Annotated in this window: 19 protein-coding genes; 9 read left to right on the forward strand and 10 right to left on the reverse strand. The window is 51.1% G+C overall.

What is annotated here, in order from left to right:
- Positions 1-115 precede the first annotated feature (115 nt).
- The 5 genes from AC53GJ_RS06560 to AC53GJ_RS06580 all read left to right on the forward strand — a co-directional run bounded on the left by AC53GJ_RS06560 (position 116) and on the right by AC53GJ_RS06580 (position 7,835).
- The gene (locus AC53GJ_RS06560) at positions 116-1,531 is read left to right on the forward strand and encodes a leucine-rich repeat-containing protein kinase family protein (protein WP_496731751.1); all 1,416 of its coding nucleotides are present in this window, start codon (positions 116-118) and stop codon (positions 1,529-1,531) included.
- A gap of 134 nt (positions 1,532-1,665) precedes the next feature.
- A complete protein-coding gene (locus AC53GJ_RS06565) occupies positions 1,666-3,744 on the forward strand; it encodes a S9 family peptidase (protein WP_496731752.1) in 2,079 nt (692 codons plus the stop codon).
- Positions 3,745-3,879: 135 nt separating this feature from the next.
- Positions 3,880-5,490 (forward strand): sensor domain-containing diguanylate cyclase, encoded by a 1,611-nt coding sequence (locus AC53GJ_RS06570; RefSeq protein WP_496731753.1) that lies wholly within the window; start codon positions 3,880-3,882, stop codon positions 5,488-5,490.
- Positions 5,491-5,583: 93 nt separating this feature from the next.
- Positions 5,584-6,888, forward strand: coding sequence for an MgtC/SapB family protein (locus AC53GJ_RS06575; RefSeq protein ID WP_496731755.1), 1,305 nt, complete (start codon positions 5,584-5,586; stop codon positions 6,886-6,888).
- 47 nt (positions 6,889-6,935) lie between these two features.
- Complete coding sequence (locus AC53GJ_RS06580; RefSeq protein WP_496731757.1) at positions 6,936-7,835, forward strand: pseudouridine synthase; 900 nt, start codon at positions 6,936-6,938, stop codon at positions 7,833-7,835.
- A 27-nt stretch (positions 7,836-7,862) separates the two neighbouring features.
- On the opposite strand, the gene AC53GJ_RS06585 is transcribed toward AC53GJ_RS06580, so the two are convergent.
- From AC53GJ_RS06585 to AC53GJ_RS06600, 4 genes are all read right to left on the reverse strand, one after another.
- Positions 7,863-8,339 (reverse strand): hypothetical protein, encoded by a 477-nt coding sequence (locus AC53GJ_RS06585; protein WP_496731759.1) that lies wholly within the window; start codon positions 8,337-8,339, stop codon positions 7,863-7,865.
- Positions 8,340-8,382: 43 nt separating this feature from the next.
- Entirely contained in the window at positions 8,383-9,321 is a 939-nt protein-coding gene (locus tag AC53GJ_RS06590; RefSeq protein ID WP_496731760.1) for an SPFH domain-containing protein, read from the reverse strand.
- Positions 9,322-9,532: 211 nt separating this feature from the next.
- Positions 9,533-11,389, reverse strand: a complete 1,857-nt coding sequence (locus AC53GJ_RS06595) for a M61 family metallopeptidase (protein WP_496731762.1) — start codon at positions 11,387-11,389, stop codon at positions 9,533-9,535.
- Positions 11,390-11,477: 88 nt separating this feature from the next.
- Positions 11,478-12,107 (reverse strand): DUF2799 domain-containing protein, encoded by a 630-nt coding sequence (locus AC53GJ_RS06600; RefSeq protein WP_496731763.1) that lies wholly within the window; start codon positions 12,105-12,107, stop codon positions 11,478-11,480.
- A 144-nt stretch (positions 12,108-12,251) separates the two neighbouring features.
- On the opposite strand from AC53GJ_RS06600, the gene AC53GJ_RS06605 reads away from it, so the two are divergent.
- Both AC53GJ_RS06605 and AC53GJ_RS06610 read left to right on the forward strand, forming a co-directional pair.
- Positions 12,252-13,502, forward strand: a complete 1,251-nt coding sequence (locus AC53GJ_RS06605) for a class I SAM-dependent methyltransferase (protein ID WP_496731765.1) — start codon at positions 12,252-12,254, stop codon at positions 13,500-13,502.
- Between the two features lie 48 nt (positions 13,503-13,550).
- Positions 13,551-13,949, forward strand: coding sequence for an acyl-CoA thioesterase (locus tag AC53GJ_RS06610; RefSeq protein WP_496731766.1), 399 nt, complete (start codon positions 13,551-13,553; stop codon positions 13,947-13,949).
- A gap of 35 nt (positions 13,950-13,984) precedes the next feature.
- Here the strand turns inward: AC53GJ_RS06610 and yjjX are convergent, their stop codons facing one another.
- Both yjjX and AC53GJ_RS06620 read right to left on the reverse strand, forming a co-directional pair.
- A complete protein-coding gene (gene yjjX, locus AC53GJ_RS06615) occupies positions 13,985-14,512 on the reverse strand; it encodes an inosine/xanthosine triphosphatase (RefSeq protein ID WP_496731767.1) in 528 nt (175 codons plus the stop codon).
- Between the two features lie 83 nt (positions 14,513-14,595).
- Positions 14,596-15,297: a YebC/PmpR family DNA-binding transcriptional regulator gene (locus AC53GJ_RS06620; RefSeq protein ID WP_496731768.1), complete on the reverse strand. Its 702-nt coding sequence runs from the start codon at positions 15,295-15,297 to the stop codon at positions 14,596-14,598.
- A 138-nt stretch (positions 15,298-15,435) separates the two neighbouring features.
- Here AC53GJ_RS06620 and AC53GJ_RS06625 point away from each other — a divergent pair, with 138 nt between their 5' ends.
- Positions 15,436-15,885: a cytochrome b562 gene (locus AC53GJ_RS06625; protein ID WP_496731769.1), complete on the forward strand. Its 450-nt coding sequence runs from the start codon at positions 15,436-15,438 to the stop codon at positions 15,883-15,885.
- A gap of 104 nt (positions 15,886-15,989) precedes the next feature.
- Positions 15,990-16,385: an excalibur calcium-binding domain-containing protein gene (locus AC53GJ_RS06630; protein ID WP_496731771.1), complete on the forward strand. Its 396-nt coding sequence runs from the start codon at positions 15,990-15,992 to the stop codon at positions 16,383-16,385.
- A 44-nt stretch (positions 16,386-16,429) separates the two neighbouring features.
- Here the strand turns inward: AC53GJ_RS06630 and serA are convergent, their stop codons facing one another.
- The 4 genes from serA to AC53GJ_RS06650 all read right to left on the reverse strand — a co-directional run bounded on the left by serA (position 16,430) and on the right by AC53GJ_RS06650 (position 21,589).
- Positions 16,430-17,656 carry a phosphoglycerate dehydrogenase gene (gene serA, locus AC53GJ_RS06635; RefSeq protein ID WP_496731773.1) on the reverse strand — a complete coding sequence of 409 codons (1,227 nt, stop codon included), beginning with the start codon at positions 17,654-17,656 and terminating at the stop codon, positions 16,430-16,432.
- Between the two features lie 143 nt (positions 17,657-17,799).
- Positions 17,800-18,456, reverse strand: a complete 657-nt coding sequence (gene rpiA / locus AC53GJ_RS06640) for a ribose-5-phosphate isomerase RpiA (RefSeq protein ID WP_496732774.1) — start codon at positions 18,454-18,456, stop codon at positions 17,800-17,802.
- A gap of 175 nt (positions 18,457-18,631) precedes the next feature.
- Entirely contained in the window at positions 18,632-19,708 is a 1,077-nt protein-coding gene (locus AC53GJ_RS06645) for a calcium/sodium antiporter (RefSeq protein ID WP_496731774.1), read from the reverse strand.
- 66 nt (positions 19,709-19,774) lie between these two features.
- Positions 19,775-21,589, reverse strand: coding sequence for an ABCB family ABC transporter ATP-binding protein/permease (locus tag AC53GJ_RS06650; protein WP_496731775.1), 1,815 nt, complete (start codon positions 21,587-21,589; stop codon positions 19,775-19,777).
- Between the last annotated feature and the right edge of the window lie 36 nt (positions 21,590-21,625).

Raw genomic sequence — 21,625 nt, forward strand, 5'->3', positions numbered from 1 at the left:
AGCAAATGAACAATGTCATGTTGTCGTCTTTGCTTTCGTACTTGGTCGGAAAACACAGTTTCCGCTTTTTTGCCGGGATCGGCTAGCGTAGAATATCGCTATTTGCGAGTGACCCATGTTATCTTTTACTGCAAACAGCCTGGAAGCGCTCGCCGCCTGGCTTGACACTACCGGCATCAACAGCGCTGTGCCTGCCGGCCCCGTGGCTACCCCGCCAATGGCTGCGCTGCGGATAAAACTGGCGGCTGGACTGACTGAGTTTCCAGAACTATTGTACCGCTGCACTGAACAACTGGAAATTCTTGATTTATCTGATAATAAACTCTGTGCATTGCCGTCAGATCTGGCCAGATTTCGCCGGTTAAAACGGCTGTTTCTGACCAATAATCACTTTGAACATATTCCAGCGGTGCTGGCGCAGTGTCCGGCGCTGGTGATGCTGAGTTTTAAAGGCAACAGCCTGACTGAGTTTGCTGCTGACGTGTTGCCTGTGCAATTGCAATGGCTGATCCTGACCGATAATCAGTTGTCAGAATTACCCGCTGATTTTGGCCGTTACCGGGCGCTGCAAAAACTGGCGTTGGCTGGCAACCAGCTCAAAGCGCTGCCGGACTCGATGCAACAGTGCCAGCAACTGGGTTTGTTGCGCCTGGCATTGAATCGATTCGACGCTTTCCCCGATTGGTTATTCCAGTTGCCCAAGCTGGCCTGGCTGGCACTGGGGGCGAATCCAGCCTGCCCGGTCGCGGATAAAACCAGTCAGCAACTGCCGTTGTTAGCAGAAGACGCTATCACCAGTCTGGATATATTAGGGCAGGGCGCTTCCGGGGTGATTTACCGCGCACAGTTGCAACAACCCCTTGATCAGACTGCCCCTGATGGCAACCGCAGCACGCTGCCAGTTGGCACTGAGTTGGCGCTGAAGCGTTTTAAAGGCTGGATCACCAGTGATGGCTGTCCAAAAGAGGAGTTACAAAATTACCTCAACGCTGGCGCCCATCCGAATCTTATCCCGGTGCTGGCGCGGGTTCAGAGCAATGATTTACCTGCACTGGCGATGCAATTGATCCCAAAACGCTTCAGCGCGCTGGGTTTGCCGCCTTCTTTTGAGACGATCACGCGTGATACTTTTGCGCCGGAACTCAGCTTAAGCGCCGAGCAGGTTCTGAGCCTGGTGCGGCAACTGGCAGCTGTGTTATTGCAGTTGCATCAGCGTCAAATCATCCATGGTGATCTCTACGCGCATAATGTGTTACACAATGCCGCTGGTCAGTTGTATCTGGGCGATTTCGGCGCTGCCACGGCGCTGGATGCGTTACCCCTTTGGCAGCAACAACAGGCCAAAGCACAGGAAATGCGTGCTTTTGGTTATTTTATTGAAGATTTATTGCCATTCGTTGCAAGCGACAGTGCGGCTGATAGCCGGTTGACAGCCTTAACACAACTGGCCGGGCGGTGTTTGACACCTGAATTGTCAGCGCGGCCAGTGGCGGCTGAATTAGTGCAGCAACTTGAACTGGTGACAGCTTAAAACAACGGTTAGTTTTTGTGTTTTGTCGTGCTCAGACAGCAGTGACTGGCAGGTTTTTTCCGGCCATTGGTCGAACAGCATTTGTTGTCCGTGGCAACAACAGGTAAGTTAGTTATTTTGCAAGGGGATGATTGATGTTATTACCACGCCGATTTTGGGGGGCTTTGTTGCTGCTCAATACCGCGATATCGCCGATGCTGGCAACCGCCAGTGCTGAAACAAAACAAACTGCGGCCAGTTATTTTCAGCCGGAAGATATTTTTGCCTTAGAGTACGCTTCAGATCCACAAGTCTCTCCCGATGGCCGGACTGTGGTTTATGTCAGGCAAAGTAATGACATTATGACGGACGATAGCCGGGGTAGTTTATGGCTGATTGATGTCAAAACCTCTCAGCAGTGGCCTTTGTTTGACGACCAGTTTCAATACAGCCAGCCACGCTGGTCAGCGGATGGTTCTCAGCTGGCTTTTGTATCGGATCGCAGCGGTTCCCGCCAAATTCACGTGCACTGGTTGCAACAAAACCGCACCGCTCAGTTGAGCCAACTGGCCGGCAGCCCGGCCAATCTGACCTGGTCACCGGATGGACGTCAACTGGCTTTTAGTATGAATGTTGCGGCCGGACCTGCCAAAGTCAGCAGTCTGGTGAAAATGCCGAAAAAGCCAGCTAAAGCGAACTGGTCTGAACCTGCGGTGGTGATTGACCGCGCGGATTACCAGGCGGATGGGCAGGGATTCTTATCTTCTTCTTACCGGCAGTTGTTTATCTTACCTGCCACGGGTGGCAAAGAGCGGCAACTGACTTTTGCTGAGCGCCATCATGGCGCTGATTTATTATTTAGTCCGGATGGCCAGTCACTGATTTTTTCTGCCAACTTAGCGGCTGATTTTGAATATCAGCCCAGAGATAAAGATTTATATCAGTTAAGGTTATCCGATCTGTCGCTGCAACAGCTCACCCGTTTGGCCGGACTGGAAGAAAAAGCCAGCTTTTCGCCGGATGGCCAAAGATTAGCGTTTATCTGGGGACACAATGAAAAAGTGCCTTTTGCCAATGGCAAGGTGAAAGTGCTGACTCTCAAGACCGGTCAGATTGAGGATATTGCTGCCGACGCTGATCTGGATATTGCCGCGCTGGACTGGCTGGATAACCGGCAATTGCTGGTGCAATACGATGAACGCGGTTTGCGTAAACTGGCGACTTTATCTTTGGCTGGCAAGTTTAATGTACTGACGGATCGGTTGTCGGGCACAGGTTTGCCACAACCTTATCTGAGTGGTGAGTTTCACCAGCAAAATGGCGTCATTGCCTTTACCGATGGTGATGCCAGCCGGCCTGCCGATATCGCCATCTGGCAACAAGGTAAAAGTCGGGTAGTGACAGCATTAAATGCCGATCTGCTGGCGCATAAAAAGTTGGCGCAAGTGCATGAAATGAATTACACATCATCTTTTGATCAAGAGCCAATGCAAGGTTGGTATCTGACACCGCCAGACTTTGACCCGGCGAAAAAATATCCGCTGTTGCTGGAAATTCATGGCGGGCCGCATCTGGCCTATGGGCCGCATTTCAGTGCCGAAATGCAGCGGTATGCCGCCGAGGGTTATGTGGTGTTTTATGCCAATCATCGTGGCAGCACCAGTTATGGTGAAAGGTTTGCCTTGTTATTGCATGGTAAATACAGTTCAAAAGAAGATTTTGCCGATCACAACAGTGGTGTGGATGCCATGCTGCAGCTTGGCTTTATCGATAGCAACAATCTGTTTATCGCCGGTGGTTCGGCCGGTGGTATTGCCACGGCTTATGCCATTGGTCTGACCGATCGTTTTAAAGCTGCAGCTGTGGTGAAGCCTGTGATTAACTGGTTAAGTAAGGTACTGACCGGTGACAGTTATTTGTATCAGACTTATTTCCAATTCCCGGGTGTACCATGGGAGCATATGGAACATTATTGGCAACGTTCGCCGCTGTCTTTGGTGGGCAATGTGAAAACACCCACCATTTTAATCACCGGTGAAGCCGATCGACGGACGCCGATCAGTGAATCAGAGCAGTTTTATCAGGCACTGAAGCTGCGCAAAATTGATACAGCTATGGTGCGGATCCCAGGCGCGCCGCATGGTATTGCCAACAAACCAAGCCGGATGATCAGCAAAGTCGAACATATGCTGGCCTGGTTCCGTTTGTACCGGACCGATCTGAACCACAATTAACTGACCACTTGTCAGCCGCTGGTGAGACAGCGGCGACTGGCATTGGCTGCAAACGGATTTGCAGTTTAATATTGACACAGGGCTGAAAGCAGCAATGCTTAAGGCTGAATCTAAACACGGACCAGGATAGTAGTGTTGACCGAGTCGCAGTTTCCCCGTCAGCGAAATAAAAAAGTCGCAGTGGCCGCTGGGGAGCCACTTCAACTGTCGCCAGGCTGGCGACAGCAGCTATCGCGCCAATGGGCGATTTTTGCTTTGTATCTACTGCTGGCATTCTTGCCTATGGTGGTGTTTAAAACTATCAATGTCTGGCCTTCTGCTGGTGTGGCTGCGGCCGCTTTTTTACTCTATGGCCGTCAAATCTGGCCCGCTGTTTTTGCCGCCTCTCTGTTGGTGGTATGTGGTTTTTTTCTGCAGGCGGAAGCTAAGATCAGTGCTAGCTTGATGTTGTTGATTAGCTTGGCGACTGCCACTGGCAATACCTTGTCCGGCTGGCTGGCATTGTGGTGTTGCGGTCAGTTGCAGCAGTTGGAACTGTCATTTGCTGATCAACGCTGGATGATCCGGCGGTTTATTCCTTCGACTGTGCTCTGTGGTGGCGTCGCAGCCAGCTGTGGCGTTGGCGTTTATTGGTTGGCAGGCTTAGCCTGGCCCCAGGGCTATTTTCGTGGGGTACTGAATTGGAGTGTCAGTAACACCGTTGGCATGCTGATTATGGCGCCTTTGTTGATCGGTTGTGTGTTGGAGCCGCATTGGCGGCGATTGCTGAAAAAAGTCAGGTTGAAATTTGTCGCGCTCGGTAGCCTGTTGCTGTTGGCGTTGTTTTTATTTGGCCCGGGTCAGCAATGGCTGCCGGCCGTGTATCTGCAACCGGCGTTATTGCTGGTGCCGTTGTTATTTGTCGCCCTTAGTAGTACAGCGTCTTTTGTCTTTATTTTTCAGGCGCTGACCTTCTTGCTGATTTGGGCTGGAACCACTGCAGGTTATGGCCCCTTTATTACTGCAAATCAGCAAGATACTGATATGTCGATGCAGTTGTTTTGTGGTTTGCTGGCGGCCGTGGTGCTGATAGTGCAGGCGCTGCAAAGTGAACAACGTAAATTACGCAAACTCTGGACTTCTGAGCTTTTGAGCAGTAATCGCCGGCTGGAGCAGCGGGTGCAACAGCGAACCCGCGAACTGGAAGAAGCCAATCAGCAACTGGAACAACTCAGTGTCACAGATGCGCTGACGCAACTGGCTAACCGGCGGCGGTTTGACAATTATCTGTTGGCAGAATGGCAGCGTGCCAGTCGGTTGCAGCAGCCGCTGGGGTTGATGATGATAGATGTCGACTGGTTTAAAAACTACAACGACAGTTATGGTCATTTGCAAGGAGATGAATGTTTACGCCAGATAGGTCAACTGCTGAGGTTAGGCGCCAGACGCACCACAGATTTAGCGGCTCGCTTTGGTGGTGAAGAGTTTGCGCTGGTGGTGCCACAAGCCGATGTGAAGTACCTGCGCCAGCAAGCTGAGCTGATGCGAATGGCCTTTGCCTCGCTCAATATTCCGCATCAGAGTTCACCCTTGGGCAGGGTCACTGTCAGTATTGGCATTGCAGCTTTAGTGCCTGCCATCGGCCAACAACCTGAAGTTTTGCTGGAGCTGGCTGATCAGGCGTTGTATCAAGCCAAAGCGCAAGGTCGCAATCAGGTGGCTGTTGCAACTGAGGAAGGCCCTTTGCCAGCAGCCATGTCGCAATAACGTGGCTACGCACTTTGCGTGCGGCCAGCCATTGCATTGTGCTTGGGGCAGCGGCACAATGCCTTCAACTACGCAGCGACAAGGAAAGCCTAAGTGTTTGAATTTGATGTAGCTCTGGTGCAAAAGTTTTTGCTGGCACTGGCCATTGGCGCTTTAGTCGGCATTGAACGGGAAAAACATAAAAGTCTGGAGCAACACAGCGGTTTTGCCGGCTTACGGACTTTTATTCTGTTGGCTCAACTTGGCGCTATCAGCGCCTGGCTCAGTATGTTTTTACAAAGCCCGGCGGTGTTTACCGGCACAGTGCTGGCCGTATCCGCGATAGTGCTGACATCCTATGTATTAAAACAACGCAATCCGCAGCCAACTCTGACTACTGACGATGTACCGCCGGCCAGCAGACTGGGCCTGACCAGTGAGTTTAGCGCTATCACGGTTTGTTTACTGGGTGGGGCCGTGATGTTTGGTTTTGCCGAATTGGCGGTGGCGCTGGCTATCCTGACTTCGGCGGTGCTGACCTTCAAACAACCGCTGCATGGCCTGGTCAGTAAAATTGATAGCAGTGATTTATATGCCGGGTTGAAATTGTTGCTGGCGACTTTTATTGTGTTACCGCTGCTGCCGGATCGTACTGTTGACCCCTGGCTGGCATTAAATCCATTTAAACTCTGGTTGCTGGTGATTTTGATTTCGGCACTGTCATTGCTTGGTTATCTGGCGGTGCGTTTGCTCGGACAGGCCCGTGGTACTGCGGTGGCCGGACTGACTGGTGGTCTGGTGTCTTCCACCGCAGTGAGTTTAAGTTTTGCCAGACAAAGTAACAACGACCCTGATCCGCTGGCCGGAGATATGTTTGCCGCCGGTATTCTGCTGGCCTGGCTGGTGATGGTGATCCGGGTGCTGGTGATGGTGGCCCTGGTCTATCTGCCGTTGCTGCAGGCGCTTTGGCTACCGCTGGGGGGGATGGGGCTGGCGACGGCACTGTTTGCCGGTTATTTTTATTGGCACGGCAGTACCAGGCGACAATTGCAACAACGGCAGGTACCACTGAGCAACCCGTTTAGCCTGTGGGCAGCCAGTAAATTTGGCTTGTTGTTTGCTGCTATTTTGCTGGCGGTCAAACTGACCGAACAATATGCCTCCAGTCATGGTTTATATCTGCTGGCGGCCGTAGCTGGGGCCACCGATGTTGACGCCATTACCTTATCCATGACCGAGTTTGCCAGACAAAATGATTTGACGCTGGCAGCTGGTGCTATCTGCATCGCAGCGCTGAGCAATACTCTGGTCAAATGTGGCATGGTGCTGCTGACCGGCAGTCAGGCACTGCGCCAGCGTTTATTGCTGGCGACACCGGTGATTGTGCTCAGTGGTGCGCTGGCGGTCTGGCTGAGCTGAAGCTGCGCCTTATGCTATGATGCGGTTTTTTGCCACAAGGATCTGCTATGAGCATTGCAGAGCGCGCTTCTGAAATTACCTTGCCACCGCGCAATCAAGGCTGGCCGAATCTGGGAGAATTTGTCTGCAGTCAATTCCCGCGCATCAGCCGGGAGATTTGGCAAGCCAGGTTTGCGGCGGGCAAAGTGCATTGGTTTGGTGGTGCCGTGGTTGCCTTTGACAGCCCGTTTTTGCCCAGCAGAAGGCTGTGTTATTACCGCGAAGTATCGGCTGAGCCAAAAATCCCTTTTCGCGAGACTGTGATTTATCAGGACGAGCATATTCTGCTGGCTTGTAAACCGCATTTTTTACCGGTAACGCCCGGTGGTGAGTTTGTCAACGAATGCTTGCTGGAACGGCTGCGGCAGCAATATCAGTTGCCTGATCTGGTGGCGGTGCACAGGTTAGATCGGGAAACCGCCGGTTTAGTGTTGTTTAGTACCAACGCCAGTAGCAGGGCGGCTTATTATCAGTTGTTTGCCGGTGGTCAAATTGAAAAACGTTATCTGGCGGTGGCGGCAATGCCAACTGCGGCCGTCTGGCCAACGGGGCAGCACAGGCAAGTGGCGAACCGGTTAGAGAAATCGCAACCTGCTTTTTTGATGCAAGTGGTGGCAGGTGAGGTCAATGCCCGCTCTGACATTCAATTACTGGCACAACAGGATGGCTTGGGTTTATTCCAATTAACCCCCCATACCGGTAAAACCCATCAGCTGCGTGTGCATATGCAAGAGCTAGGCTTGCCACTGTTGCATGATAAATATTATCCAACCTTATTGCCTAAAACGGCGGTGGATTTCAGCCAGCCGTTGCAACTGTTAGCGCAACAACTGGCTTTTACCGATCCGGTGACCGGATTGCAGCATCATTTTCAGTCAGAACGCAGGTTGCAAGCCTGGCGCTGCTAGTCAGCTGCAGTGGGTGGTCAAAACGGGTTAATCCGGTACTGCGGCTTTGACTGTTAATTTGCCAACATTGGCACTGACAATCACCACAGGAGTGCCGGCTGGTAAAAAACTGTGCTGGCTGTCTGGCGCCAGCTGTAGCTGCCATCGTACGCCTGAAAAATCGGTGTGGCTGAGTTGGCCCAATTGCAAATCCGCCTGCAGCACCAGTTGAGCGCCGACAAAATCGGAAATTGCCGGATCTTCCTGCAGCCGCAGTGAAGGTTGTTGTAAGCGCCGCAACGGTTTGTACAGCAAAGTTGCCAGCAGTAAAGTGCCAAGCGCCAGCGTAGGCAGTAACCAGGCTAACTCAGCTGGCAGCCAGCCTAAAGCCAGCAAGCCGGCACTGATAAAACTGGCCAAAGCCAGTGCCAGTAACGCTTCCAGAATACCAGGCACGGCAAAAGGTAATAAAATCAGGCAAACCAGTCCTAACAAGGCGGTCCAACTGGTGAGTGATAATTCCATAATGCTCCTCTTGCGCAGCGAAGGGTGGGTCAGATCCTAGCGCTTAACACAAAGTGCCCGATTTTTGAATAGCGGCAATCACCCCTAAGGCCTCTGCCACACTGTTAGCGGTGTTGGATTTATCATTATCCATCAGTACCACAGTGGACGCTTTGGCAATGGCCTTTTTCGCCGCGATGGCTTCAGTGGCTAAATCCAGTTGCACGGCGGCCTGGCCATCCGCGGTCGAAGCGGCTTCACCAATCAGCGTCAACGCTTTGGCTCTGGCGGCTGCGACCAATTCAATGGAGCGGGCTTCCCCTTCAGCTCTGAGCACTTGCTGCGCTTTGTCGGCCTCAGCGGCCAATACAGTGGCTTGTTTTTCACCTTCGGCCAGGTTTATGGCGGCCTGACGTTTACCTTCGGAATCCAAAATGGCGGCCCGTTTTTCCCGTTCAGCACGCATTTGCTTTTCCATCGCGTCCAGTACCGACGCCGGTGGGCTGATATCTTTCACTTCGTAACGCATCACCTGTACACCCCAAGCGGCAGATGCCTGATTGATGGCTTCGATGATTTTGGCGTTCAGGTTATCCCGTTCTTCAAAAGTTTTATCCAGATCCAGTTTACCCAGTTCAGAGCGCATCGAAGTTTGTGCCAGTTGGATCACGGCGTATTCATAGTGATCAATGCCATAAGACGCTTTATAAGGTTCCATCACTTTGATGTATAACACACCATCAATGGTCAGACTGATATTGTCTTTGGTAATGGCGGCCTGGCTTGGGATATCAATAGCACTTTCTTTGAGTGAAACCCGGTAAGCGATCCGGTCGATAAAGGGGATAACAAATTGCATCCCAGCCGTCATGGTATCGTGATATTTTCCCAGCCGTTCGACGATATAAGCCATATTTTGCGGGACTATCACCACAGCTTTGCTGATAATCACCAATACGGCGATCACCATAAATAGACTTACCAGCAGATTTGAATCGGGCATCTGTCACTCCTTGTAAAGACAGGGGTTCTGAGCTGCAACGTGCAATCACAACCCAGCGTAAAAACAACAGCCTAACGGAAGCAGATTGAAAATTAAAGATCTGTACATCTTTGGTAACATTTTACTATCGAGGCACTGCCGCCAGTGTGAGCGGACCCGCCGGGTTTATGGTGCCTGACGGCACTGTGGCACAGCGCCGTCACGTCAGCAATTAACCTTTCAGGGCTGAATCCAGCCAGGCCGCCCGGCGTTTCAGCGCCGCTTTGGCCGGTTTTTGGCCAAGGCTCTCCATGGTGACCAGTTCAAGCTCAGGATCGCTACCGAGTGTCAGGCGGGTCGTGCGCTCTTCACCATATTGCTGATACCGTAATTCAACCTGTTGTCCTGGTTTTAGCTTCGCCAGTGCTGCTTGCCAGTCTTGCTCTGTACTCAGCCGATCACGGCCTATCTGCAGCAACACATCATCGCGGTCAATACCCGCCTGATACAAAGGACTGCCAATTTTGCTGTTGCCAGCGACGATTAACTTGCCATCTTCAGTGCGCAATGGCACCGCGCCGGCAGCAGCGGCCGTACTGGATTTTGCTTGCAATACCAATCCCATTGTCGCGAATAAAGCTTGAAAGTCCGGTAGTTGATTACCTTCGATATAACGGCTGAAAAAGTCGGCGGCCAGCTTTTGATCGCCACTGCTATCAGCAAGGGCGGTTTGCAAATCGTGGGTCTGATAAGGCCGTTCAGTTTTACCAAAACGTTGCCACATCAGTCGCATCAGTTGATCAAGGTTACGCTCTGTCGCTGGCTGACGCAGCGTTAAATCTAATGCCAGGCCCAGCATATCGCCATACAGATAATAGGAAATGTAACTGTTGCCGTAGTTGTGCTGATCAACAGCGACCGCAGCATCGACAAAAGGCGCTTGCTGGCTCATTTGCACTGCCGAGGCAAACTGCCGGCCCGGACTCTGGATAAAACGGTTCAGTTTACGCGCCAGCAGAGCCAGATAGGCTGCTTCGCTATGGTGCCCTGAGCGTTTTAATAATAAATCGCCGTAATAACTGGTGACGCCTTCGGCAAACCACAGACTTTCCGACATATTGCCGCCGTGATACAAAAAGGGCTCCAGACTGGCAGGGCGAATGCGTTCCACGTTCCAGGCATGAAAAAACTCATGCGAAATAGTGCCAAGCTGGTCAAAATTGGCTTGATACAAAGACTTATTGCTGGTGACAATGGTGGAGTTGCGGTGTTCCATGCCATCGCCACTGACGCCTGGCAAAAAGTCATTGATAAACACATACCGACCATGGTCAAAATCCGGCAGTTCACCAAATACCGCCATTTGTTCTGCCACCACAGCTTTGGTTTTTGCCAGCAGCACAGCTTCATCCTCCGTCGTGCCCTGATGATGGGTCGCCAGCACCAACTGATAGTTTTTGCCAGCCGAAGGCACTGTCCACTGCTGCACTGTATGGCGGGACAGTTCGATCGGGCTGTCCATGAGTTCATCCAGATCAGTGGCCAGCCAGCGACCATCAGTGCTTTGCTGCAATTGGGTTGCAACCTGCCAGTCCGCCGGATGATCGATAAAACTCAGGCTGATCGGGCTTTGTTGCAGGGCTGGCGACCACAACAAGGTGGCTGGCATATTCAAATGGGCATGACGATGATCAATCTGATTGTAGGTGCCGTCAGCATGGTCACCATAAAGCCGGTAACTGATTTCGACACTGCCATCCTGCTCCGCCACCTGCCATTGGGAAGGAGCCAGCCGCTGCAGCGGCAACGGCTCCCCTTTGCTGTTGCGGGCGGTTAACTGATAAATATTTTTGGCAAAATCATGGCGGGCATAACGACCAGGTGAAGCGTTACTAAATTGCAGTTGCAATGGTCCGGCCGGTAACTGACTGAAGCGTACTGTGACCAAGGCTTCATTATGCACCGCATTGGCGAAAGAAAACTGATAATGCACCGCAGTTTGGGCGGCGTTTTGAGCTAATGCGGCTGGCAGCATGCTGGCAGCCATCAGGCTGAGCACCAGAGCTGACTGACTGAAACGACATAACATAAGGCGATCCTTGTGAAAAAATCAGTGAAAGTCGGAGCTGGTGCTGCTTGCAGACTAAGGCCACAGCTGACAGTGACCTTGGTCGGGGTTAGCGATTGAGCGGGGCGAACGCTTGTTGCGCTTGTGCCAGTTGCACTTGCAAACGTCCAACCTCAGCACTGTACTGTTCCAGATCAGCTCTTAATTTATCTGTTCTGTATAACAGAGCCGCTCTGTCCTGACTATTCCCTGACACGACAATCTGCTGATTATTGCGGTAGATTTCATCTTTGGTCTGTTCAATCCGATAGTGTAGGCTGCTCAGTGCCGAGGCGATATCATCGACCCGCTTTTTTGCCAGATACCAGCGATGGCCTTGTTGGTAGCCACTGCGAAAAGAGGGTTCAAGTTTACCGGTACAAGCGGTGTTGTAATCGGCACCACTGCGACCATGGGCTTCGCCATGGGGGAAATCGCAATAAAATACTAAGCCCTGACTGTGTCCCTCGGTATAAGCCTTGAAATCCGGCGCTACGCCATGTTTGCCGCAATCTTTTTGATAGTCACGGAATTTGCTGCTCAGTTCACCGGCCTTGCCGTCATTCACACCCAGGCTATACCAGTCGCCAATCTGACATTCTTCTTTGCTGATGCTGCTACAGGCGCTGACTGTCAACAGACCGACTGAAAGCCAGACCACGCGTGCTAGTCTGGTCGTGATAAAAGATGCTTGTTGCATGAAACTAACCTGTGCTGTTGTGATGGTTGGATCCTAATCGCTCAGGGCCTGACTGCCAAGTAGAATTCGGCAGCTTTTGCCACTGACACGCCTCGGTTTCTGCTATAATGCTGGCCGATTTTTCCTGCTTAACCAAGGTGTGTGATGACTCCAACCCCTGCCACAACAGATGCTGCGCTGGAAGACTTTTTCCAGCAGTTACAACGGGCCTGGCAAGAGACGCAGTTGCAAAAACTGGTGCTGAGCAAATATCAGGGCCTTGATCCTGAATGGCAACGGGTACAGATCCGTCCTGTGAAGTTGAAAACAGAATTTTTGTTGCAGTTTGTCTGGCAAAACCGCACCTTTGATCAGACCAAAAACCTGGATTTTGACGCTGCAGTAGCCCAGTTAAGGCAGTGGCTCGGACAGTGTTTTTTCAGTGCCCATCTGACCACCGCCAGTCAGGAACTGCAACTGAGTTACAGCAAAAAAGGCAAAGTGTTATTAAGCCGGCATAAAAAAGCCAGTATTGCGCCAACGCCAGTTGCCGCAGGTCAGCCTCCGGCAAACGCCGACGTCGCGCTGGCGGCATTGCAGCATAACAAAGCGAAACAGCGTTATGTCGAGCAAAGCCGGCCATATCTGCAGGCGCTTGGCATCACGGACAACCAGGGACAACTGGTGCCGTCGATGTCAAAAAAGTGGAAGCAAATCAATAAGTTTATTGAGATTTTGGCCGCCGCTATCCAGCAAACCGGTTTGTCAGGCCGGCAACAGGTGCATGTGGCTGATTTTGGTTCCGGCAAAGCTTATTTAACCTTCGCAGTCTATGACTATCTGACCACAGTGTTGCAACTGGATGCCAAAGTGACAGGCGTTGAGTTACGCCAGCCGTTGGTTGATTTATGTAATGAGCTGGCAACGCGGGTGCAGTTCGCTGGTTTACAGTTTGAACAGGGCGATGTGAAGCATTTTAAAGCGCGTGGCATCAATGTGATGATAGCGCTGCATGCCTGCGATACGGCCACTGATTATGCCATTGAGATGGGCATTCGTACCGGCGCGGAAATTATTATGTGTTCGCCTTGTTGTCATAAACAGCTGCGGCCGCAACTACAAACCCCCACCGTATTAGCACCCTTATTACAACATGGCATCCACCTGGGACAGGAAGCTGAAATGCTGACCGACGGTTTACGGGCATTGCTATTGGAAGCTTATGGTTATGATACCCAGGTATTTGAATTTATTGGCTTGGAGCATACCAGTAAAAACAAAATGATCCTGGCGCAAAAACGGCGTAAAGCACGGGATCATCAGCCGATATTACAGCAAATTGTGGCACTGAAAGCCTTTTATGGTATTACTGAGCATTGTCTGGAAACGCTGTTACAAGCTGCCCCGACCAGCTAACAAGGTTTTTTCGGCGACAATCAGTCTTTTTATTGCATGGAGTTCCGCGTGTTTAGCGTCGATTTTAAAGTTCGTGATTACGAATGTGATATGCAAGGCATCGTCAATAATGCGGTGTATTTTAATTACCTTGAACATGCCCGGCATGAGTTTTTACTGAGCCAGGGCATCGATTTTGCGGCGCTGGCGCGGCAGCAAATTAATCTGGTGGTGATCCGCAGCGAAATGGATTACAAAGGCTCGTTAACCTCAGGCGATCAGTTTGTGGTGACAGTGGCTTATGAAGCCATTTCGCGCTTGAAGTTTGGTTTTCGCCAGCAAGTTATCCGCAGCAGCGATGGTGCTGTAATGCTGCAGGCGCTGGTGATCGGCACCGCCCTGAATGCCAAAGGCCGGCCTTTTGTACCGGATGTATTGCAGTTGTTGCTGGCAACTGACAGCCAGTGACCGGTGCCGCAGGCTCAGTGAGTGCAGCGCAGTGGCTAGTCTTGTCTGGGAAACAGCGCTGGATTCAGCACCGGGATCAACGCCAGGATCAGCGCCTGATGATAGACGCTGCTGCGACTGAGTCGGTTACCAGTCAATAAACCAATGGCACCACCAGCTTGTTTGATATTCTGAGTGCCAAACAACTGGTCCATCACATCACCAAGTTCAGCCCCTTGCCTGAGCTTGGTAAGCGCGGCCGGTGGCAGCATCAGACTGGCAGAGCGGGCTTTACTTTGCTGACCCTGATGCTCAATCAACATCCAGGCGAAGGTCAGCTCCTGCTCCAAACCCGCTTCGATACTGACATAAAAATCGGCCTGCAACTGAATTTTCAGTGCTTGTAATCGGTTTTGTGCCCCCAATAAGGTTTCAGCACTGGTCATAGGTTGGGCCGCCACACCAGAAGGCACGGCCAGGCCACGAACTTCAATGCTTTGGGTCGGGAAGACTTCGGCAAAACATTGTTGTACCGCGTTAATTTTGGCCGGATTGGCAGAGGCAACGGCAATCATCCAGGGCATACAGCAGATCCAATAGCTAACAGCGGACAGGGCGGTGGGCGACTGAATTTAGCTCAGTCGCCTGCGAGCAGAGTAAGCAGGTATTAACCAGCCAGTCCGACATAAACACTTTGCACGTCGTCGTCACCGTCAATGGCTTCTAAGAAAGCTTCCACTTCGGCGCGGGCGGCATCGTCCAGACTGACCGGGTTTTTCGGTTTGTAGATTAATTTGGCTGAGCTGACGGTAAAACCAAATTCTGGCAGTGCCTTTTGTACCAGATCCAGATCGGTAGGTTCAGTGTAAAATGTCACACCACCTTCGTCGTCCTGTTCAAAATCCTGCGCACCGGCTTCAATCGCAGCAACTTCCACATCGGCATCTTTGCTGTCAGCGGTTGCTTCAATGGCACCCAGATAATCAAAATCCCATGAAACTGAACCTGAAGTGCCTAACTGGCCTTTACGGAACAGCACCCGGATACTTTGTGCCGAACGGTTTTTATTGTCGGTTAAACATTCAACAATCACCGGCACCTGATGCGGTGCAAAACCTTCGTACACCACATGTTCGTAGTTGACCGGACCATCCAGTAAACCGGCACCTTTTTTAATGGCGCGCTCTAAGGTCTCTTTAGGCATGGATGCTTTACGGGCCGATTCAATCGCCATCCGTAATTTGGAATTCATCGCCGGATCGGCACCATTGCGTGCTGCCACCATGACTTCTTTCGCTAATTTAGTGAAAATTTTACCTTTGGCTGCCGCGGTGTCGGCTTTATGTTTGGCTTTCCATTGTGCGCCCATGGCTGCAATCTCGCTGTCTGAATGTGAGGGGAGTAGAAAATCGCAGTAGTCTAGCCAATGGCCTGCGCCGACGCAACAGTTCTGCCCGAACAGGCGCTAGATTATGCTAGACTGCTGACTGAATTTTTTGAGGTTGTTATGGGTTTAAATCAAAAACTTTTTACCAGTTCTATGCTCATGCTTTGCTTGAGTTTTCATCATGTTATTGGGTATGCTGACGAGCAACAGTCAGCGGCACCGACCAGCACTGTGGTCGCCACGACTGATGTTGAGGCCACGATGAAAGCGATGGCGCTGCATTTAAAACAAGCGGCGGCTGCGCCTGATGTAGCGACCATGCAGCAACAGGTGGAGCAATTGCAGCAATTGGTGGCTGCGGTGCAGCTTTACCAGTTCAGTGCTGACAAGCAAGCGGTGTTCCAACAAGGTTTGGATAAAGTACAACAGCAACTGACGCTGGTCAGCCAGAGTTTGCAGCAACAACAGTTGGAGCAAGCCCGACAGCAGTTACAGCAAGTGGATGCTCTGCGCAAAGAATATCACCGTCATCGCAGTCCCAGTATCTGGCAACTGTTATTTGGTGGTTAGCTGCGCTGTTTCAGTTTGCTGCCGTTATTCAACCGCGGGCGGTTGAGGTCGTGACGGCGTATTTTTGCCAGTGTGGGATCAGACAATTTAGCCAGGAGGGCGGCATGAAAGGGATTTTATTATTAGTGCTGGTGGTGTTTTTTGCCGGTTTTGTCGCAGGTAAGCAATATTATCAGCCGCAGCAACCGGCATTGACCACCGGCTTCGCGGTCAGTACTGAACAAGAAGCCTATCTGGCGCCGGTGGCTAGCGGGCCCAATGGCGCTAGCCAGAAACCACAATTTCGTTGTGATAGCCGGCGTTATTGCTCAGAAATGACCTCGCGGGCCGAAGCGAATTTTTTTCTGCAACATTGTCCGGATACTGCGATGGACGGGGATCAGGATGGCGTCCCCTGTGAGTTTTCGCCACGCTGGAATACTCACTTTGCTGAGTCAGACGCTGCAGCGCAGAGCCATACTGACGATGAAGTTAGCCGCAGTTCCCGAAAACGCTATTAGTTTGCTTTGACCCTGAGCTATGCGCAGGGTAAAGCAATATTAACCTAGTGCAAGACCCGCGCTTTTAACGTCCCTGGAATGGCTTTTAGTTCATTCAGCGCCAGTTCCTGATCCAGACTGTCGATATCAATCACCACATAACCAATTTCACTGTTGGTTTGCAGATACTGGCCAGAAATATTGATGCCGTGCCGGGCAAAAGTTTCGTTGATTTTGGTCAGCATGCCAGGCTGGTTTTTGTGGATATGGAGCAACCTGGAGCGACCTTTGTGCTCTGGCAGTGACACTTCCGGGAAATTGACGGCCGATAAGGTCGAGCCATTATCTGAGTATTTCACCAGTTTACCGGCCACTTCATAACCGATATTCTCCTGCGCTTCTTGGGTAGAACCGCCGATATGCGGCGTCAGTATCACATTGTCAAAAGCGCGTAATGGCGAGATAAACTCTTCATCATTACCGGTAGGTTCCACCGGGAATACATCAATGGCGGCACCTGCCAGTTTTTGTTCTGCTAATGCCCGCGCCAGCGCATCAATATCGACCACAGTACCGCGGGAGGCATTGATCAGCACTGCACCTGCTTTCATCAGATCCAGCTCAGCTTCACCAATCATATTCTGCGTCTGAGCAGTTTCCGGCACATGCAGCGACACCACATCTGAGGTTTTCAGTAAGGTGGCCAGGCTAACCTGAGTGGCGTTACCCAGCACCAGCTTATCTTCGATATCGTAAAACTGTACCCGCATGCCGATGTTTTCCGCCATGATCGACAACTGAGTACCGATATGACCATAGCCAATAATGCCAAGGGTTTTGCCACGGGCTTCGTAAGACTGGGTGGCGGTTTTTTGCCATTCACCGCGATGCGCCGCGGCATTGCGTTGTGGAATACCACGCAGCAACATAATGATTTGCCCCAGTACCAGTTCCGCCACGGAACGGGTATTGGAAAATGGCGCATTAAAGACCGGAATCGCCCGTTCCAGCGCGGCGTCTAAATCCACCTGGTTGGTACCTATACAGAAACAACCGATGGCCACCAGTTTACTGGCTTCTTCCAGCACCCGTGCTGTCAGTTGGGTGCGGGAGCGGATGCCGATAAAATGCACATCTTTGATTTTTTCCAGCAATTCTGCTTCGGATAACGAAGTTTTCAGGTATTCGATATTGCTGTAGCCCTGATTTTTAAAGGTTTGCACCGCACTCTGGTGCAAACCTTCCAGTAACAGGATCTTAATTTTATCTTTTGGCAGTGAGTATTTTTCCATGTTCCGTTCTCTTCAATGTTGCAAAAATAATACGGCGCAAGCTGTTGATTTAATTATTAAAGTAAATTTCGCTGCCGATGTTTATCCAGCGCTGACGCAAGCAGCGCCGAAACAGTGTCCTGGTACAGTGTCCTGGACCAGTGTCAGGATAATACTTGGGTGCCTGCAGCGGTGCCCACCAGTACCAGGTCAGCATTGCGACAGGCAAAAATGCCATTGGTCACCACACCGGTGATTTGATTGATTTGTTGTTCCAGCGCAATAGGATCGACAATCTGTAAATCAAACACATCGAGGATATCATTGCCATTGTCAGTGACGACACCTTGCCGCCAGACCGGACGACCGCCCAGTTGACTCAGTTGCCGCGCCACATAATTGCGTGCCATCGGAATCACTTCGACCGGCAGTGGAAATTTGCCCAGGACTGGTACTTGTTTGCTGCTGTCGACGATACAGATAAATTTATCGGCTACAGCGGCAACAATTTTTTCCCGCGTCAGTGCCGCGCCGCCGCCTTTGATCATATGGCGCGCCGGGTTAATTTCATCGGCACCATCCACATAAACACTAAAGCTGTCGACTTCATTTAAATCCAGTACCAGAATGCCCAAGGCACGCATTTTGTCAGTCGATTGCACCGAACTTGACACTGCACCTTTGATCTCAGTTTTGATACTGGCCAGGGCGTCGATAAAATGATTGACTGTCGAGCCGGTACCTACACCGACGATGCTGTGGCGGGGGACATAATCCAGTGCAGCCCAGGCCGCATTTTTTTTCATTTCATCTTGGGTCATCGACATATCCGAACTGTTTAGCCATAAAGACGGATATTATATCGAAAGGCAGGTCGGACAACAGTGCAATTTGCCGACTGAGAGAAAAAAACCAGCACTGCTACTTGATGTCGCGCTGAGCAAACAACAACGCTGGTGAAGCAGCGTTGTTGTTTGTGGCTTCACAAAATATGGCTTAGTGAGTCTGGCGACGGTGTCTGAGATCCTGTAACAAAGATATCACCACATAAAGCAGAACTAATGGCACCAGACCATACATGATACCGTTCTGCAGCTGCGCTAAGTAAGTTTTATTCAGTGCCAGCGCTATCAGGTACCAGGTATAAGCGACGTATAAGACTAAAAACAATACCCCTTCAATCCGGTTCAGAATAGAGCCGGCAAAGAACAGCGGTACACACAGCATCGCGACCGCCAGCATCACCGGAATATCAACCTGGGCCAATTGATCGCCGGCCAGTAATGGGATAGGGGATACCAAACCAGAGATACCCAGCACACACAAGATATTAAAGATGTTGCTGCCGACGACGTTGCCGACGGCAATATCACGTTCGCCTTTAATTGTCGCCACAATAGAAGTGACCACTTCAGGTAAGGACGTACCGGCCGCGACAATAGTTAAACCTATCACAGCTTCATTCACGCCCCAGGCTGTCGCCAGTTCAATCGCACTTTGTACCAGCCAGCGTGAACCGAGCACCAGACACGCCAGGCCGGCAATGACAAAAGCCAGGTTTTGCCACAGTGGCTGCGGTTGGCTGATTAATTCATCAACTTCACTGTCCGCCGCGTTATCCGCCCCCTGGGCTTTCCCCTGTTTAAACAGGAAAAAGGTGTAACTGAGCAAACCAAGGGTTAAAAACGCCGCTTCAATTTTATCAATCTGACCATCCTGCACCATCAGGACTGCTAACACAGACACAGCAACCATAATTGGTACATCCTGGCGGATTAACTGGCGGGAAATGATCAGTGGCATAATCAGCGCGGCAGCGCCAAGAATAAACAACACATTAAAAATATTGCTGCCGACGACATTGGCAATCGCCAGTTCAGCCTGACCGGCATACGCAGCTTTGACACTGACCGCCAATTCAGGTGCACTGGTGCCAAACGCAACAACCGTCAGACCAATCACCAGGCTGGGAATACCAAAACTGGCTGCCAGCCGGGCTGCTCCTTTTACCAGTAAATCAGCCCCTATTACCAGTAACACCAGCCCTACGGCCAGCAAAAACCATGTCATCATCAGGATTTCCTTTTAAGTTGAAAAATTGTGCTCAGCCTACTCAGTTCGTTGATAAAATACAATCAGTCAACCCTCTGTCGTATGTTCTTCCCGCTGCTGCATCGCCCACAGCTTGGCATAATAACCTTGCTGACTAAGTAGTTGCGCATGGGTACCTTGTTCGATCACTTGACCTTGCTCTAACACCACAATCAAATCAGCGTCTGTAACGGTCGATAAGCGGTGCGCGATCACCAGCGAGGTATGGCCAGTCGCCAGCTCCCGCAACGCAGTTAAAATAGCGCTTTCGCTGGTTGAATCCAGCGCTGAGGTGGCTTCATCAAAAATCAGCACCGGCGAGCGTTTTAACAGCACACGGGCAATGGCGATGCGCTGTTTCTCGCCGCCTGAAACTTTTAAACCTCGTTCACCAACTAAAGTTGCATCGCCTTGTGGCAGGCTTTGGATAAAAGGTCTTAAGTGAGCTAAATCAATGGCTTGCTCTATGTCTACTGCATTGGCGTCGGGGTTGCCATAGGCAATATTGTCGCGAATGCTGCTGTTAAACAACACAGTATCCTGCGGCACTATCGCCACAGCGCGGCGCAGGCTGTCGAGGCTGACCTGACGGATATCCTGGCCTGATAACAAGATTTGACCTTGGTTGATGTCATAAAAGCGATATAACAATCTGGCCAGCGTGCTTTTACCAGCGCCTGAACTGCCGACCACTGCCACCTTTTGTCCTGGTGCAATCTGCAGATTAAAATTCTGTAAGATTGGCCGCTCGGGCTGATAAGCAAAGTTGACATCGCGAAACTCAATACTGGCGGCAGTCAGTTGTAATTCTTTAGTACTAGCGGCGTCGGTGATGGCGGGTTGGCGGGTTAATAAGCCCAGCATATTTTCCAGATCAGTTAAAGCTCGTCGGATTTCCCGATAGACAAAACCTAAAAAGTTCAGCGGGATAAATAATTGGATCATGTAAGCGTTCACCATGGCTAAATCGCCCAGCGTCAGCTCTTTTTGTAACACGCCGTTGGCGGCCAGCCACATCATCAGGGTAATGGCTGCTGCAATAATCAGCGCCTGACCTGAGTTCAGCGTCAGCAAGGACATGCGGTTTTTTAATTTAGCGGTTTCCCATTTCGCCAGAAATTCATCGTAAATCCGCGCTTCATAAGCTTCGTTGTTAAAATATTTTACCGTTTCATAATTCAGCAGACTGTCGACCGCGCGGGTATTGGTGGCAGAGTCGGCCTGATTGGCTTCGCGGATAAATTTATTCCGCCATTCGGTAATCACCACGGTGAACCAGATATACAAACTAACGGCCACTGCAGTGATCAGGGCATACCAGAAAGAGAATAAACCCCAGAAAATGGCTGCCACCAACACAATTTCCAGCAAGGTCGGCACAATGTTAAACATCAGAAACCGCATCAGAAAACTGAGGCCATTGGTACCACGTTCGATATCCCGGCTAATGCCACCGGTGTTGCGGTCCAGATGAAAGCTCAGCTCAAGCTGATGCAGATGTTTAAAGACTCTTAAGCCAATCTGGCGCATGGCATGTTCAGTCACCCGGCTGAATAGGGCATCCCGCACCTCACCGAAAAATACCGTGCCAAACCTGAGTAAGCCATAACCGATGATGAGCAATAAAGGTAAGGTCAGGCTTGGCTGGAGTGAGCTATCGAGGCTATCGACAATCAGTTTCAGCGCATAAGGCAGCAGCAAGGTGGTGGCTTTGGCCGCGATCAGTGCCAGCAACGCCAGCACAATCCTGCCTTTAAAGGCCCACAGATAAGGCCACATATAACGGATGGTTTGTTGAAGATTTAACGCCTGTACCGAGCGGCTGGCGTCAGGTCGTTTTGCTGCTGTGCCCATGCCGCGCATGTGGACTCCTGTGCTGACTTAAGGTATGCAGATCCT

Source organism: Rheinheimera sp. B2H12, from assembly GCF_059620065.1.